This window comes from Microbacterium sp. GXS0129 (genome assembly GCF_044769785.1).
Classification (GTDB): domain Bacteria; phylum Actinomycetota; class Actinomycetes; order Actinomycetales; family Microbacteriaceae; genus Microbacterium; species Microbacterium nymphoidis.
Window position 1 is genome coordinate 67,372 of sequence record NZ_JBIZVZ010000002.1, and the last position, 15,292, is coordinate 82,663.

The 15,292-nt window shown below is 67.5% G+C and carries 13 protein-coding genes; 9 read left to right on the forward strand and 4 right to left on the reverse strand.

The features are described 5' to 3' along the window. Positions 1–17: 17 nt before the first annotated feature. The 7 genes from pyrH to ACIQJ5_RS06720 all read left to right on the forward strand — a co-directional run bounded on the left by pyrH (position 18) and on the right by ACIQJ5_RS06720 (position 4,769). Positions 18–740 carry a UMP kinase gene (pyrH, locus tag ACIQJ5_RS06690; RefSeq protein ID WP_231089903.1) on the forward strand — a complete coding sequence of 241 codons (723 nt, stop codon included), beginning with the start codon at positions 18–20 and terminating at the stop codon, positions 738–740. Between the two features lie 80 nt (positions 741–820). Next, positions 821–1,378 (forward strand): ribosome recycling factor, encoded by a 558-nt coding sequence (gene frr, locus ACIQJ5_RS06695; RefSeq protein ID WP_231089904.1) that lies wholly within the window; start codon positions 821–823, stop codon positions 1,376–1,378. Positions 1,379–1,384: 6 nt separating this feature from the next. Next, positions 1,385–2,431: a phosphatidate cytidylyltransferase gene (locus ACIQJ5_RS06700; RefSeq protein WP_402842196.1), complete on the forward strand. Its 1,047-nt coding sequence runs from the start codon at positions 1,385–1,387 to the stop codon at positions 2,429–2,431. Beyond that, positions 2,428–2,988, forward strand: a complete 561-nt coding sequence (locus tag ACIQJ5_RS06705) for a DivIVA domain-containing protein (protein ID WP_231089906.1) — start codon at positions 2,428–2,430, stop codon at positions 2,986–2,988. The genes ACIQJ5_RS06700 and ACIQJ5_RS06705 overlap by 4 nt, the downstream gene beginning before the upstream one ends. 48 nt (positions 2,989–3,036) lie before the next feature. Continuing rightward, positions 3,037–3,759 carry a transglycosylase SLT domain-containing protein gene (locus ACIQJ5_RS06710; protein ID WP_231089907.1) on the forward strand — a complete coding sequence of 241 codons (723 nt, stop codon included), beginning with the start codon at positions 3,037–3,039 and terminating at the stop codon, positions 3,757–3,759. 12 nt (positions 3,760–3,771) lie between these two features. Beyond that, positions 3,772–4,059, forward strand: a complete 288-nt coding sequence (locus ACIQJ5_RS06715) for a hypothetical protein (RefSeq protein ID WP_231089908.1) — start codon at positions 3,772–3,774, stop codon at positions 4,057–4,059. Beyond that, positions 4,059–4,769, forward strand: coding sequence for an alpha/beta hydrolase (locus ACIQJ5_RS06720; RefSeq protein WP_402842202.1), 711 nt, complete (start codon positions 4,059–4,061; stop codon positions 4,767–4,769). Before ACIQJ5_RS06715 ends, ACIQJ5_RS06720 begins: the two co-directional genes overlap by 1 nt. A 15-nt stretch (positions 4,770–4,784) precedes the next feature. On the opposite strand, the gene ACIQJ5_RS06725 is transcribed toward ACIQJ5_RS06720, so the two are convergent. Beyond that, positions 4,785–5,837: an AI-2E family transporter gene (locus ACIQJ5_RS06725; RefSeq protein ID WP_231089910.1), complete on the reverse strand. Its 1,053-nt coding sequence runs from the start codon at positions 5,835–5,837 to the stop codon at positions 4,785–4,787. 163 nt (positions 5,838–6,000) lie between these two features. On the opposite strand from ACIQJ5_RS06725, the gene ACIQJ5_RS06730 reads away from it, so the two are divergent. Both ACIQJ5_RS06730 and ACIQJ5_RS06735 read left to right on the forward strand, forming a co-directional pair. Beyond that, the gene (locus ACIQJ5_RS06730; protein ID WP_402842206.1) at positions 6,001–7,851 is read left to right on the forward strand and encodes a glycosyl transferase; all 1,851 of its coding nucleotides are present in this window, start codon (positions 6,001–6,003) and stop codon (positions 7,849–7,851) included. After that, positions 7,848–8,768 carry a co-chaperone YbbN gene (locus tag ACIQJ5_RS06735; RefSeq protein WP_402842209.1) on the forward strand — a complete coding sequence of 307 codons (921 nt, stop codon included), beginning with the start codon at positions 7,848–7,850 and terminating at the stop codon, positions 8,766–8,768. Before ACIQJ5_RS06730 ends, ACIQJ5_RS06735 begins: the two co-directional genes overlap by 4 nt. A gap of 57 nt (positions 8,769–8,825) precedes the next feature. Here the strand turns inward: ACIQJ5_RS06735 and glgB are convergent, their stop codons facing one another. From glgB to glgX, 3 genes are read right to left on the reverse strand one after another with little or no spacing between them, the layout of a single operon-like run. Further along, on the reverse strand, positions 8,826–10,961 hold the full coding sequence (glgB, locus tag ACIQJ5_RS06740) for a 1,4-alpha-glucan branching protein GlgB (RefSeq protein WP_402842212.1): 2,136 nt from the start codon (positions 10,959–10,961) through the stop codon (positions 8,826–8,828). Position 10,962: 1 nt separating this feature from the next. Next, entirely contained in the window at positions 10,963–13,044 is a 2,082-nt protein-coding gene (locus ACIQJ5_RS06745) for an alpha-1,4-glucan--maltose-1-phosphate maltosyltransferase (RefSeq protein ID WP_402842215.1), read from the reverse strand. A 35-nt stretch (positions 13,045–13,079) separates the two neighbouring features. After that, the gene (glgX, locus tag ACIQJ5_RS06750) at positions 13,080–15,284 is read right to left on the reverse strand and encodes a glycogen debranching protein GlgX (protein WP_402842218.1); all 2,205 of its coding nucleotides are present in this window, start codon (positions 15,282–15,284) and stop codon (positions 13,080–13,082) included. Positions 15,285–15,292 lie beyond the last annotated feature (8 nt).

The window sequence follows — 15,292 nt, forward strand, 5'->3', positions numbered from 1 at the left end:
GCGACGAGAGGAACAACGTGACCACGACAGAGAAGACCGGACGCCGTCGCGTCCTACTGAAGCTTTCCGGTGAGGCCTTCGGCGGTGGCCAGCTGGGTGTGAACCCGGATGTCGTCAGCGCCATCGCCCGCGAGATCGCCGAGGTCGTCGACACCGTCGAGGTTGCAATCGTGGTGGGCGGAGGGAACTTCTTCCGCGGCGCGGAACTGAGCCAGCGTGGCATGGAGCGCGGTCGCGCTGACTACATGGGCATGCTCGGCACCGTGATGAATGCACTCGCGCTGCAGGACTTCCTGGAGCAGGCCGGCGCAGCCACGCGCGTGCAGTCCGCCATCCAGATGACTCAGGTCGCCGAACCGTACATCCCGCTGAAGGCCGAGCGGCACATGGAGAAGGGCCGCGTCGTGATCTTCGGCGCCGGTGCGGGTCTGCCGTACTTCTCCACGGACACGGTCGCCGCGCAGCGCGCGCTGGAGATCGGCGCCACCGAGGTTCTCGTTGCCAAGAACGGCGTCGACGGCGTCTACTCGGCCGACCCGCGTACCGATCCGGATGCGGTCAAGCTCGACCACGTGACTTACAGCGACGCACTGCAGCAGGGCCTCAAGGTGGTCGATTCCACCGCCTTCAGCCTGTGCATGGACAACGGCATGAACATGCGTGTGTTCGGCATGGAGCCCGCCGGCAACGTCACGCGTGCGCTGCTCGGCGAGGAGATCGGCACTCTCGTCACAGCCTGACGCTGCGCGGGCACCCTCACAGGGACGAAGAAGCCGTCCCACTAGACTGACATCAGCTGTACTCAATGAATGGAGCAGGCATGACCGCCGCCGCTGTGATCGCCGACACCAAGGCCAAGATGGAGCGCGCCGTTGAGGCCGCCAAGGAGGATTTCTCGACCGTTCGCACCGGACGGGCCAACCCCCAGCTGTTCCAGAAGGTCATGGTCAACTACTACGGCACCATGACGCCGCTGGCCCAGCTGGCCTCGATCAACTCCTCTGAAGCTCGCACTCTTCTCGTCACGCCCTACGACAAGGGAGCGCTGCGCGACATCGAGAACGCGATTCGCGACATGCCGAACCTCGGCGCGAACCCCTCGAACGACGGCAACGTCATCCGGGTCACCCTTCCCGAGCTCACCGAGGACCGCCGCAAGGAGTTCGTGAAGCTCGTCAAGACCAAGGGCGAGGACGCGAAGGTTCAGGTGCGTGGCATCCGCCGTAAGGCGAAGGACGAGCTGGACGCGCTCAAGAGCGAGGTCGGCGAGGACGAGGTCGCCCGCGGCGAGAAGGAGCTCGACGCCCTGACCCGCGCGCACACCGACCTCATCGACGAGGCGCTCAAGCGCAAAGAGGCCGAACTGCTCGAGGTCTGACACGGCATGACGTCCGATCCCCACGGGAACTCCGAGCCCGAGCAGCCGGTGACCGACGTCTCGTCGGGCACCGGCGCTCGCGCGTTCCCCGCGCACCTCAAGGCGCGGCGCGAGGAACTGGAATCGCAGGTCGCCCACGCTCGGGAGAACTTCGACAAGCAGGTCGCGCACGCTCGGGAGAATTTCGATGAGGCCCAGGAACGCATCAAGGCCCGGACCGGGCGCGACCTGATCGGAGCGATTCTCATCGGGCTCGCGCTCGGCGCGGTCGTGCTGGGCTCACTGCTCTTCCTGAAGTGGATCTTCGTGATCCTCGCGGTCGTGGCCGCCGGCGCCGCCGTGTACGAACTGGCGCGTGCCTTCCAGACCGCGGGCCGGCGCATCGATCTGATCCCGCAGCTGGTGACGGCGGTCGCGCTGGTCGGCTCGGCCTATGTCGCCGAGACGTGGGCACTGTGGGTGCTGCTGTTCGCGGGCGTCAGCCTTATCATCGTGTGGCGTCTGATCGGACAGATGAGCGCCCAGGACGGACGGGTCCGCCGGGAGGTGCTCGGGGACATCCTCGCGAGCGTCCTCATCCCGGTGTACATCCCGTTCCTCACGACCCTTGCCCTTCTCGTCCTTCGCGAGGAGAACGGGCAGAACTGGATCATCCTCTTCCTCACCGTCGTGGTGTCGGCAGACACCGGCGCATATGCGATCGGCCTCTGGCTCGGTAAGCACCCGATGGCACCGCGCGTCAGCCCGAAGAAGACGTGGGAGGGCCTGGGGGGAGCCGCCGTTTTCGCGGTGGTGACCGCAACGCTCGTCTGCATCTTCCTGCTGGGGCTGCCCTGGTGGACCGGCCTCGTCTGTGGGCTCGCGCTGTTGCTGACGGCCACGCTGGGGGATCTCGGTGAGTCGATGATCAAACGCGATCTCGGCATCAAGGATATGAGTTCCTGGATTCCCGGCCACGGCGGAATCCTCGATCGCCTCGACAGCATTCTGCCCTCGGCCGTGGCGGTGCTCGCTCTTCATCATTTCCTCTCACCTCTGGCGGTTCTCTCGTGAGTTCGACTCCTTTCCCGCGCACCACTGGTCGCACCAAGGGCTATGAGCGACGTTCTGTCGACAGCTTCCTCGCTCATGCACGCTCGGCGTTCGAGCGTCGTTCCGATGCTGTCGCCCTCACCGCGGACGACATCCGCCAGGCCGCGTTCCCGCTCGTGCGGGACGGGTATGAGATCGCACCCGTCGATGCGGCACTCGGGCGCATCGAAGACGCGTTCGCGGCCCGGGAGCGCGATGCCCGCATTCGCGCGGTCGGAGTCGACGGCTGGGTGGAGCAGGCGCGCGCGACCGCCCAGATCGTTCTCGAACGGATCTCCCGCCCTCGTACCCAGCGCTTCCGTCGCGCCGGCCTGCTGCGATACGGCTATCGCATCGACGAGGTCGACCTGGTCACTGACAAGCTCGTCGGATACTTCGAACACGGCGATCGGGTCACACCGGAGCAGGTGCGTGCGGCGGCTTTCCGCATGCAGCGCAACGGATATGCCGAGGAGCAGGTCGATGCCGTCCTCGACGCCGTGGTCGAGGTCATGCTCGCCGTCACGCCCACCCGCTGAGCGCCACCTGATGCCTTCCGGGGATCCTGCAGGTATAGTTATCCCATTGTGACTTCTGCTAACGAGACGAATCCCGTGGAGCTGCGCGGTGGCAAGCGCGCAGCGCAGCGTCAGACGAACGCTTCGCAGCCCGTTGTGAAGAAGGCTCGTCGGCGCAGTGCGATGGCGGTGTTCTCCGCTCTGGCCGCCGTTGGCTTCGTCGGCGCCACGGTGGCGCCGGTCGCCCTCGCCAGCACCGGTCCGGTGGCGGCACCCGCCCCGACCTCGACCTCCTCCACCGCGTACCAGCTGTCGGCAAGTGGAGCGCAGGCATTCACGGCCGCCGACGCCGTCGTCAGCGGTGAGGTCTCCCGCGACTCCTACATGTCGTATCAGACGCCCACGCCGACACCCACGCCGACGCCCGAGCCCGCGTCGGTGGACGAGGGCAGCAGCGGTGACAGCGGTGGCACGAAGAAGAGCGGCGGCGGCGGATCACCCAAGTACTCCGGCGGCGGTTCACCGGCAGAGTGGATGGCGGCAGCCGGGATCGCGGAGAGCGACTGGGGCTACGTCGACTACATCGTGAGCAAGGAGAGCGGCTGGAACCCGAACGCCACGAACTCGAGTTCCGGTGCGTGCGGCCTCGTCCAGGCGCTGCCCTGCTCCAAGGTTCCCGGTGGCGGGTACGACCCGGTGGCCAACCTCACCTGGGGTAACGGCTATGCCGTTGGACGCTATGGCTCGTGGGCCGAGGCGTACAACTTCTGGGTCAACAACCACTGGTGGTGACGCTGTCTCACCATGCCCCGATCGAATCGACGTCGACCGGAGGATCCTCGCGCTGAGGACTCCCTTGCCCGCATGATCGCGGGGTTCAAACGCACCGAGGTGCGCCGTGGCCAGGAGTGGTACGTACAGCCCGTTTCCGAGCATCAGGCTCAGAAGGAGTACACCTGCCCCGGCTGCGGGCGCATCGTCGGCGTCGGTGTCTCCCACCTCGTGGCCTGGCGCGCTGACGGCGTGCTCGGTGACACCGCTGACCTGGGCGCCCGGCGCCATTGGCACACGCACTGCTGGAGGATCAGCTGATGGAGATCCGTGGCGCGGTCGAGCTTCCGGCTCGCCGCGAGGACATTACCCTGCGCACGCAGGACGCACTGACACTGGTGGGTGAGCTGGCCGTCCCGCTCGACGCGGCACCCGTCGCCACACTCGTGACGTTGCATCCGCTGCCCACGGCCGGCGGCTTCATGGATTCCCACATCCTCCGCAAGGCAGCCGCACGCCTTCCCGCACTGGCGAACCTCGCCGTGCTCCGCTTCAACACGCGCGGCACGTCGTCGCCACGCGGAACGAGCGAGGGCACCTTCGAGGAGGGCATCGGCGAAGAAGCGGACGTCGCGGCCGCCATGGCGTTCGTGACCGAGCGCGGCCTTCCGCGTCCCTGGCTGGTGGGCTGGTCCTTCGGCACCGAGCTGGCGCTGAAGTACGGGCGCGACCACGACATCGAGGGCATCATCCTGCTCTCGCCCCCGCTGCACCGGGCCACCACCGACGAGGTCGCCGCGTGGGCGGACGAGGACTGCCACGTCGTCATCCTCGTTCCGGAGCTGGACGACTACCTTCGGCCCGAGGAGGCGCGGGAGAGGTTCTCGAGCATTCCCGACGCGCGGCTGATCGCCGTCGAGGGCGGACGCCACCTGTGGGTGGGGGAGAACCAGACCTATCGGGTGCTCACCGAAATCGTCCGTGCCGTAAATCCGGCCGCGCTGCCGCTCCCGACCGAGTGGAACGACTGAGCGCGTCGAGCAGGCTCAGCGCTCGTTCTGTCGCGGGATGATCACCTGGCGGTAGATGATGAGCAGGCTCGCCGCCACGGGGATCGCCACGAGCGCCCCGAGCAGGCCGCCGAGAGCGCCACCGGCCAGGGCTGCGATCACAACCACGGCGCCCGGCACGGAGACCGCGCGGTTCATGATGCGCGGCGAGATCACGTACGCCTCGATCTGCATGTAGATGAGGTAGTAGACCGCGGCGATGATGGCGGTGGTGACGGATCCGCCGTCCGGGATCAGCCAGCACGCGACGACGATGACCGCCGAGCTCGTCAGCGTTCCCACCAGCGGGATCAGCGATCCGCAGAATGCGATGACCGCCAGCACCGCGCTGAACGGCGCGTTGATGATCGACAGGAAGAAGAAGCTCAGCACGCCGTTGATGACGCCGAGCGTCACCTGACCCATGACGTAGTAGCCGACGGAGTCGATGATCTGCTCGGCGAGATCGATGAACCGCGCCCGTCGAGACGCCGGCACCAGCTGGTACACGGACGCCTTCAGCGCCGGGGTGGAGGCGGTGAGGTAGATCGTGAGGATCAGCACGATGAACGCGCCGAACAGGCCCTGGATCGCCCCGAGGCTCAGGTTGACCACCTGCGTTCCGAAATCGCCGATGCTCGACAAGGCCCACTCCTGTGCCTGATCGAGCACGTCCTGCACGCGGAGGTTGGGGAACAGGGCGGTGAGCCACTTCTCCAGCTCCCCGATCAGATCCGGCATCGTGATGATGCGGATGACCTGATTGACCAGGAGAGTCACCTGGTTGATGATCAGCGGCAGCACGATCGCAACGATCCCGGCGAACACCCCCAGCACGACCACGACGGTGATCAGTACCGCAGCCCAACGCGGAACGCGCCTGCGCTCCAGGAACGAGATGACCGGATCCAGCCCGAGGCTGAGGAAGAGCGCGGTGCCGACGTACAGGAGCACGGCACCCAGGCTCTGGACTCCGGTGATGAGGGCGATGCCGACGCCCACGCCCAGTGTCGCGACCAGCGCGGTTCGGAACGGGTATTGCAGCTTCATGTTTCCTTCGGCGGTCGGAGTGCTCCCGATCAACATAGTGCGCTGAGGCCCGCGAACCCGGTAACCCGCCACTGTCAGGACAACTTTCAGTCAGGTTCGGTAGTCTGTTTGGTCGAGTGTCTATCCGCTCCGCGCCCCGTGCGGAGATGTGAGGAGAAATTTCGTGCGTTTTGTCTGGGCTGTCGCATCCTTCGTGATCGCCGCCGTTCTCATCGCTGGCGGTATTGCCCAGCGCACCGTGTTCCTCGGTCCCAACACCGAGCGCGCTGAGCTCGGTGTCTCCGCCGACCAGCCGTACACGATGATCGACGGCGAGGTCTTCAACAAGCTGCCGGGTGTGCAAACGCTCCAGATCGTCGGCAACGGGCAGATCTTCGGTGCGATCGCGGCGAAGGACGACGTTGCCGCCTGGCTCGCTGACCGCTCGTACAATCACGTCACCCTCGCCGACGACGGCACGATCACCTCGACGGTGGTCGCACCGGCCCAAGAGGCTCCGGCGGTGGATGAGAGCGTCCAGAAGGGCATCGACGCAGCGACGACGGCCGGCCTCATCACGCCGAACGCGGCGACGCCCGTGGGCTCCGACCTCTGGACGGACGAGTTCACCAGCGACGACTCGATGATCCGCAAGCTCCGGCTTCCCGACACCATGGCGGTTCTGGTCGCCGCAGACGGTCAGAATCCGGCGCCGAGCGACATCGCGCTCTCCTGGGCGATCGACAACTCGACGCCGTGGGCGGGTCCGCTGGTCGTGCTCGGCGGCATCGCGCTGATCGTCGGCATCCTGCTGTATGTACTGGGCATCCGTCACATGCGTCGATCGCGCGGTCCGCGTCGACGCGGAGTTCCGCCGCTGCCGGAGACCCAGCCGATCAGCGTTGGCGAGCTGGACGCGGATGACGCCGCGGGCAAGGGCGTGATCAGCTCGGGCACGAAGAAGCGCGGCGGCCGCCGGACTTTCATCGCGATCCCGGCGCTCGTCGTCTCGGGCGCGCTGCTCAGCGGCTGCACGGCGGATGCCTGGCCGAAGTTCGACGAACCCACGGCTACTCCGTCTCCCACGCCCACGGTGATCGTCCCCGAGGACCAGGAGACGCCCTCGGTCACCGAGCAGCAGGCGGAGAAGATCCTCGATCGCATCGCGACCACTGCGGCTGCCGCCGACAGCTCGCTCAGCATCGACGTCGCGTCCACGCGCCTTTCCGACGCCGTCCTCGCGGCCCGTGCCACCAACTACACGCTGCGCACCACTCTGCCCGACGTTCCCGCCCTCACCGCTGTTCCGTCCAAGCCGTACCAGATCATCGTTCCTGAGGCGAAGTCGGGGTGGCCGCGCACGATCCTCGCGGTGTGGCAGGACGAGGCGGACACGACCGTGGCGCCGCGCATCCTCATCGCCACGCAGAACGACGCCTGGAGCCCGTACAAGGTGTCCTATCTCGCGCAGTTGGAGGCGTCGGCTCAGACGCCCAACCTGGCACCGGCCGAGCTCGGCGCCAATCTCGTGCGTCCCGATTCGTCTCTCCTGGTGATGGCGCCCGATCAGGTCGCGGCCGCATACTCCGATGTGCTCGACAAGGGCACCGCCAGCGAGTTCGCACCGAGCTTCAACCTGGACGTTGACACCTTCCTGCCGAAGATCACGGCGGGCCGCCAGGAACAGCTCAACACCTTCAACGCGACGGCGGAGGGCCAGACCGGAACGCTGGAGTTCGCCGCGCGCGCGGGTGCATCCGCACCGGTGGCGTTGATGACGGTGGACAACGGCGCCATCGTGGCCGTCAACGTGGAGGAGACGGAGACCTCCAAGCCCACGGTCGCCGACGCGGTGATCAAGCTCGATGGCAACCCGAAGGTGACCGCCCTCACGGGCGTGACCCAGTCGCAGACCGGTTTCCAGACCACGTACTCCGACCAATTGTTCTTCTTCGTCCCCGGCCAGTCCTCGGGGGAGAAGATCCGACTGCTGGGATTCTCCAGCGACATCCTGAAGGCTGAGGTTCTCCCGTGAGCGATGCCCCCGGCGCCGTGCTGCGTGGTGCTGTTGACCTGTCCTCCCTCCGCAACCGTCCGAGCCCGGAGCAGACGGCCGCGGCACAAGGGGCGGCTGAGCTGATTTCAACCGTCACCGAGGCCGAGTTCCCGCAGCTCCTGGAGCTCTCACGGTCAGTGCCGGTAGTCGTGAACCTCTGGTCCGCACGCAGTGAGGCGAGCCAGCAGCTCGGGGCGACGCTCGAGGCCGTGGTGCGCGCTCTCGCGGGCCGTGTGGTTCTCGGTAACGTCGATGCCGACGCCAGCCCCGGGATCGTCCGTGCCTTTGGCGCTCAGTCGGTGCCTTTCGTCGTCGCCGTGATCGCCGGGCAGCCGCTCCCGATGTTCAACGGTGCCGCCGATGACCAGCAGGTGCGCGAGGTGTTCGCACAGCTGCTGCAGGTGGCCGCTCAGAATGGCGTCACCGGGACAGTGGAGGCGGGCGCCGGGGAAGCGGAGTCCGCTGCGCCCGCCGAGAAGCCCCTCCCGCCGCTGCATGCCGAGGCCTATGACGCCATCGAGGCCGGCGACTACGCTCGGGCCGTCACCGCCTACGAGGCGGCACTCGCCGAGAACCCGCGCGATGAGGAAGCGCGTGCCGGTCTGGGGCAGGTGAAGCTGCTGCAGCGTGTTCAGAATGCCGACCTGCAGGCCGTGCGAGCCGCGGCGGCCGCGGATCCGGCCGACGTCGACGCGCAACTCTCGGTGGCGGACCTGGATCTTGCGGGCGGACACGTCGAGGACGCCTTCGATCGGCTTCTCGAGCTGTTCGCCGTGCTGCCCGCCGACGAGCGCACCCCGGTTCGCGAGCGTCTGCTGGAGCTGTTCGGGCTGGTCGGCGATAGCGATGCGCGAGTGACCCGCGCCCGAGCCCGCCTGTCGTCGATGCTGTTCTGACGCGCACCACACGACCACGAAGAAGGAGCACCCGAAACCGGGTGCTCCTTCTTCGTGTCACTCCTGCGTGAGCCAGATCGTGCCGAGGGACGGGACGGTCACGCTGGTGAGCCCCGAGTCGTCCGCGGTCACGCTGCCGAAGTTGCCGACGCCACTGCCTCCGAACTCCGCGGCGTCTGAGTTCAGCACCTCACGCCAGAGCCCGGGCCGGGGGAGAATGAACGGCAGGTTGGCGATCACGGAGCCGGAGAAGTTGGTCACGGACACGACGTGCCGACCCTGCGCATCGACGCGATCGAAAGCGACGATGTTGGTGTTCCAGGCCGGCGCCCCGAGCAGCGAGAAGGCCGCTCCGTCACGGTCGCGCTCCCACAGAGCGGGCTGGTCGCGGTAGGTGCGGTTCAACGCGCCGACGAAGGACTGCAACTGCCGATGGCTGGGCTGATCCAGCATCCACCAATCCAGACCGCGCCCTTCGCTCCACTCGGACAGCTGACCGAACTCCTGCCCCATGAACAGCAGTTGCTTTCCGGGGTGCGCCCACATGTAGCCGAGGAATGCACGCGCGCCGGCCAGCTTCGTGGCGTGGTCTCCGGGCATCCGGCTCAGCAGCGTGCCCTTGCCGTGAACCACTTCGTCGTGGCTGATGGGCAGCACGTACTGCTCACTGAATGCGTAGTGGAAGGAGAAGGTGATCTCGCCGTGGTGGTGGCCGCGATAGAGCGGGTCGCGGGACACGTACTGCAGGGAGTCGTTCATCCACCCCATGTTCCACTTGAAACCGAACCCCAGGCCGCCGGAGTCCGTGCTGGCGGTGACACCGGGATAGCTCGTGGACTCCTCCGCGATCATCGCGATGCCCGCATTGCGCTTGTAGGCGGTGGCGTTTACCTCCTGCAGGAAAGCGATCGCCTCGAGGTTCTCTCTCCCGCCGTGGACATTAGGCTCCCATTCGCCGTCCTGACGCGAGTAGTCCAGGTAGAGCATCGACGCCACCGCATCCACCCGGAGTCCGTCGACGTGGAACTCTTCCAGCCAGTACAGCGCATTCGCCACGAGGAAGCCGCGCACCTCATTGCGGCCGTAGTCGAAGATGTAGGTGCCCCAGTCCTTGTGCTCGCCACGGCGCGGATCGGCGTGCTCGTACACCGCCCGCCCGTCGAAGCGGCCGAGAGCGAACGCATCCTTGGGGAAATGACCGGGCACCCAGTCCATGATCACGCCGATGCCCGCACCGTGCAGGCGGTCGATCAGGTATCGCAGGTCGTCGGGAGTGCCGAACCGGCTCGTCGGCGCGTAGTAGCCGGAGACCTGATAACCCCACGACCCCCCGAACGGGTGTTCCGCGAGCGGCATGAACTCCACATGGGTGAACCCGAGTCCGAGCACATGCTCGATGAGCGGGTCGGCGGCGTCGCGGTACGACAGGCCGGGCTGCCACGATCCCAGGTGGAGCTCGTAGATCGACATCGGGCGCACCGAGGGATCGGTCGCCCCACGACGCGCCATCCACTCGGCATCGTTCCAGACGTAGTGGGAACGGGTCACGCGTGATGCGGTCGCCGGAGGCGTCTCCGCCGCCTGTGCCATGGGATCCGCCTTCAGGATCCAGTCACCCCGCTCGGTGCGGATCTCGTACTTGTAGATCGTTCCCTCACCGAGCGCAGGGACGAACAGCTCCCAGACACCGCTACCGCCCATGGAGCGCATCGCATGACTGCGGCCATCCCAGTCGTTGAAGGGGCCCACCACACGCACGCTCCGGGCGTTCGGCGCCCAGACGCTGAACGCGACGCCCTCGACGGCATCGTGTGTTCGCACGTGCGCGCCGAGCACTCGCCACAGCTCCTCATGCCGGCCCTCGCCGATCAGGTGCAGGTCGAGCTCTCCCAGGGTGGGGGTGTGGCGGTAGGGGTCATCCGCGACCCAGGCCGTCCCGTCGCGGTACGTGGTCTCCACGGTGTAGGCGCGGGGCTCACCTGCGGTGAAGCCCTCCCACACGCCGTCGATGCGGTGCGTGAGGGGGAGGGAGGTGCCGTCGGCGAACTGTGCGGCCACGGTGACTGCCAGAGGGCGGCGCGCGCGCACCACGACGCCGTCGGTGCAGGGGTGGATGCCCAGCACGTCGTGCGGAGCGTGATAGGTGCCCTCGGCGACCGCGCGCAGGGTCTCGGTGGGAATCGTCTCGCTCATGTCAGCCCTTCACCCAGAGGATGTGTGCAGCGCGCGTGAAGGCGTCGAGGCGGACGTACGCGTGGTCGGTCCACTCCCACTCCTCGCCGGAGAGCAGGTCCTCCACCGTGAACGCCTCGCCACGCGGCACGCCCCACGCGGTCGTGTCCAGATGGACAGTGGTCTCCCGCACCGAATGCGGATCGACGTTGACCACCACGATGATGGTGTCGGCGGTTCCGTCCGGGGAGAGCTCCGCAGGCAGATGCTTGCTGAAGACGAGGATCGCATCGTCATCGCTGCCGTGGAGGCGGAGATTGCGCAGCTGCCGGAGCGCGGGGTGGGCGGCGCGGATCTCGTTCAGGCGGGTAATGAGTGGCGCGAGAGTGCGGCCGGTGGCATCGGCTTCGGCCCAGTCGCGCGTCTTGATCTCGTACTTCTCGTTGTCGATGTTCTCCTCGGCGCCGGGGCGGGCCACGTTCTCGAACAGCTCGAAGCCCGCGTACACGCCCCACAGCGGGGCTGCGGTCGCCGCGACGATGGCCCGGATGGCGAAGGCCGCTCTGCCTCCGAACTGGAGGTACTCCGTCAGGATGTCGGGAGTGTTGACGAAGAGGTTGGGGCGCAGGAAATCAGCGGTCTCGTGCGATACCGAGGTGAGGAACTCCTCCAGCTCAGCGCGGGTGTTCCGCCAGGTGAAGTACGAGTAGCTCTGCTGGAACCCCGCGGCGGCCAGCGAGCGCATCATCGCCGGCCGGGTGAACGCCTCCGCAAGGAAGACCACGTCCGGATGCTTCGCGTTCACGGTACGGATCAGCCACTCCCAGAAGGCCAGCGGCTTCGTGTGCGGGTTGTCGACGCGGAAGATCTGCACGCCCTGCGCGATCCAGTGCTCCACGATGCGCAGCACCTCGGTGCGGATACCCAGCGGATCGTTGTCGAAGTTGACGGGATAGATGTCCTGGTACTTCTTCGGGGGGTTCTCCGCGTACGCGATGGTGCCATCCGGGAGCGTGGTGAACCACTCCGGATGGGAGGTGACCCAGGGGTGATCGGGGCTCGCCTGCAACGCCAGGTCGAGTGCCACCTCGATTCCCCGGTCGCGAGCAGCCGCAACGAACGCGCGGAAGTCGGCGAGGGTTCCGAGATCCGGGTGGACCGTGTCGTGTCCGCCTTCGGCGGCGCCGATCGCCCAGGGCGATCCGGGGTCGTCCGGTCCGGCATCGAGGGTGTTGTTCGGGCCCTTCCGGTTCGTGCGCCCGATGGGATGGATCGGTGGCAGGTACAGCACCTGGAAGCCCATCGCCGCGACGGCGGGGAGGCGATCGAGCGCGGTGACGAAGCTTCCGGACGACACCGAGCCGTCCGCGTGGCGGACTGCGCCTTCCGAACGGGGGAAGAACTCATACCAGGCGCCGTACCCGGCACGTTCGCGCTCGACGAGAAGGGTGCGCTCCGCGGAGACGGTGATGAACGACTGCACGGGGAAGTCGGCGAAGAACGACGCGAGCGCGGCATCTTCGACCACGGCGAGGACGTCCTCCGCGGATGCGCTCGCAGCGCGCAGGGTCTTGGCCGCGGCCTGAAGCCGCGCCTTCGCACCGGCCGGGAGCTTCTTCTCCGAACGAGCGCGGTCGAACAGGGCTGCACCCAGCTCGCGCATCACCGCGACGTCGACTCCGGCGGGGATCTTCAGTGCTGCTGCGTGGTGCCAGCTCGCCCACTCGTCCGCATAGGACTCCACGCGGAATCGCCAGATCCCCTGCTCCAGCGGCACCACCTGGACCTCCCAGTGGTCCAGACCGTCGCCGGTGGAGGTCAGCCGGTGCAGTGACTCCTCGCCGCTGGGGGACCAGAGCCGCAGCTGGACTCCGATCAGGTCGTGCCCCTCCCGGAAGGCCGTCGCCCGGAACGGAACGGCCTCACCGGCGTAGGCCGAGGGGCCAAAGCCTCCCGGAGCGCTGGGATGCACGTCCTGCACCGGGATGCGTCCCGAGATGGTGTCGGCATCCGCTCCCACGGACGCGGTGATCGGAAGCGAGCGGACCGGCACGGGCCGGGTGCTTCGCCACGGGCGGGTCAGAGAGCGGTTCTTGGCAGCCACATGAGCAACCTACCGCGCACCCCGCCCTCGCCACATCACTGTTGCGTTGCGGCGTCTTCCTGCCCCGCGACGGCGGGGTCCGTGGCATCGGCGGCCGGCGTGTCGGCGGCCGCGACGGCGTGCGCTGCGGCGTCGATGGCCTCATCCGTCACCCGCTCATCGTCAGAGTCGACGCCGAAGAGGTGCATCGCCGTGCTCGTCAGCGTGACGGTGTCACCCGGGGCGTATGTCAGCCGCTCGGGCTGCGGGCTCTCCTCCTCGCTGGACCACAGTGAGCGATATCGCGTGACCCCGGGAATCCGCGGCAGTCGCACCACGATGGGCGACTCGTTTCCGTGAATCATGAGCAGGATCTTGTTGCGCGGCTCGCCGTCATGCAGGTTCTCCGCCGCGAAATACTGCAGGGTGCGGTGGCCGGCGTTCTGCCAGCGATCCGCCGACATCGTCTCGCCGTTCTCGTCGAACCACTCCATCTCGCTCGCGCCCTCGACGTGCTCTCCGAGCACGGCATAGCGGCTCGGGCGGAGAGCGGGGTTCTCCCGCCGGATACGGGTGAGCGCCGACACATGCGCACGGAGCTCCTCCTGCCAGGGCTCGTGCTGCCAGCTGAGCCAGGTCATGGGGGAGTCCTGGCAGTAGGCGTTGTTATTGCCGTGCTGGGTGCGTCCGGTCTCGTCGCCCGCGGTGATCATCGGCGTGCCGGCCGACAGCAGCAGCGTGCCGAACAGGTTGCGGATCGCCTTGCGCCGTGTCGCGCGGATCGCGGCGTCGTCTGTGGGACCCTCCGCACCGTGGTTGAAGGACCGGTTCTGATCGGCGCCATCGCGATTGTGCTCGCCGTTGGCGAGGTTGTGCTTGGTGCCGTAGGAGACCAGGTCGCGCATCGTGAACCCGTCGTGTGCGGTGACGAAGTTGACGCTCGCGAGCGGTCCGCGTTCGTTGGAGAACGTGTTCGACGAGCCCGCGAGGCGGGTGGCGAACCCGCCGATGCCGGTGGGGGCGATGCCCGCGCGGCGCGCGTAGTCGATGTCGCTCAGCCAGAAGTTGCGCACCCGGTCGCGGTAGCGGTCGTTCCACTCCTGCCAGCCCGGTCCGAAGTTGCCCGTCTGCCAGCCGCCCATGCCGACGTCCCACGGCTCGGCGATGATCTTCACACCCGCGAGTGCGGGATCGGTGCGGATCGCCTGTAGCAGCGGGTGGTCCGGGGTGAACTCGTGCCCGGCATCGCGGCCGAGCGAGGTCGCCAGGTCGAAGCGGAACCCGTCGATGCCGACCTCCTGCGCCCAGTACCGCAGAGAGTCGAGCACGAGTCGCGCAGCGGCCGGTGCGGACGTGTTGAGCGTGTTGCCGCAACCGGTGGTGTCGATGTAGGAGCCGTCGTCGCCCTGCCGGTAGTACGTGGCATCGTCCAGACCGCGCAGGCTCGTCGTCGGGCCGCCGGGGCCCTCTTCGGAGGTGTGGTTGTAGACGACGTCGAGGATGACCTCGATCCCCGCCTGGTGTAGGAGCTTCACCATTCCCTTGAACTCGCGTAGCACCGCCGCCGGGCCAGCACGACGTGCATCGGCCGTGGCGTACGCGGCATGCGGAGTGAAGAAGGAGACGGTGTTGTACCCCCAGTAGTTCGACAGACCGAGATTCAGCAGGCGCGGCTCCGAGCTGAACGCGTGGACGGGCAGCAGCTCCACCGCGGTGATGCCGAGCGATCGGAAGTGCTCGATCATCGCCGGGTGGGCGAGTCCGGCATAGGTGCCGTGCAGCGCCGGCGGCACGTCGGGGTGCCGCTTGCTCAGACCCTTGAGGTGGCCTTCGTAGATGATCGTCTCGTCCAGCGGGATGGCGGGCTTGGCGACGCCGCCCCAGTCGAAGGTCTCGTCGATGACGACGCTGCGGAAGTCCTCGTAGCCGTCACCGGGGATCAGACCGCGCGAGTACGGGTCGATCAGCATGCGGTCGCTGTCGAAGCGCGACCCGGCCGGGCCCGATGCGCGCAGCATGTACGGGCTGCCGACATGCAGGAGGTCGGTGGTCGCGCTCCACACTCCGGCGGGACCGCGGGTGAGGGTGACCGTGTCGGTCACCCAGTCCAGATCGTCGTCGTTGAAGACGAGCAGTTCGACGGCGGTGGCGTCGTGGGAGTGCACGCGAATCGTGGCGATGCCGTTCGCCAGGCGGACGCCGAGCCCATCCAGGGCGGCGTCGAGGAACGCGGGCGGCTGCGTCGGGTCGGAGCTGTCCATCCCCCCAG

What these genes read in the sequence shown, in the direction of transcription:
- ACIQJ5_RS06700 (WP_402842196.1), top strand. Translation starts at nt 1,385, where the DNA reads ATGACGTCCGATCCCCACGGGAACTCCGAGCCCGAGCAGCCGGTGACC.
- ACIQJ5_RS06725 (WP_231089910.1), bottom strand. Translation starts at nt 5,837, where the DNA reads ATGAAGCTGCAATACCCGTTCCGAACCGCGCTGGTCGCGACACTGGGC.
- glgX (WP_402842218.1), bottom strand. Translation starts at nt 15,284, where the DNA reads ATGGACAGCTCCGACCCGACGCAGCCGCCCGCGTTCCTCGACGCCGCC.
- ACIQJ5_RS06720 (WP_402842202.1), top strand. Translation starts at nt 4,059, where the DNA reads ATGGAGATCCGTGGCGCGGTCGAGCTTCCGGCTCGCCGCGAGGACATT.
- frr (WP_231089904.1), top strand. Translation starts at nt 821, where the DNA reads ATGACCGCCGCCGCTGTGATCGCCGACACCAAGGCCAAGATGGAGCGC.
- glgB (WP_402842212.1), bottom strand. Translation starts at nt 10,961, where the DNA reads ATGAGCGAGACGATTCCCACCGAGACCCTGCGCGCGGTCGCCGAGGGC.
- ACIQJ5_RS06715 (WP_231089908.1), top strand. Translation starts at nt 3,772, where the DNA reads ATGCCCCGATCGAATCGACGTCGACCGGAGGATCCTCGCGCTGAGGAC.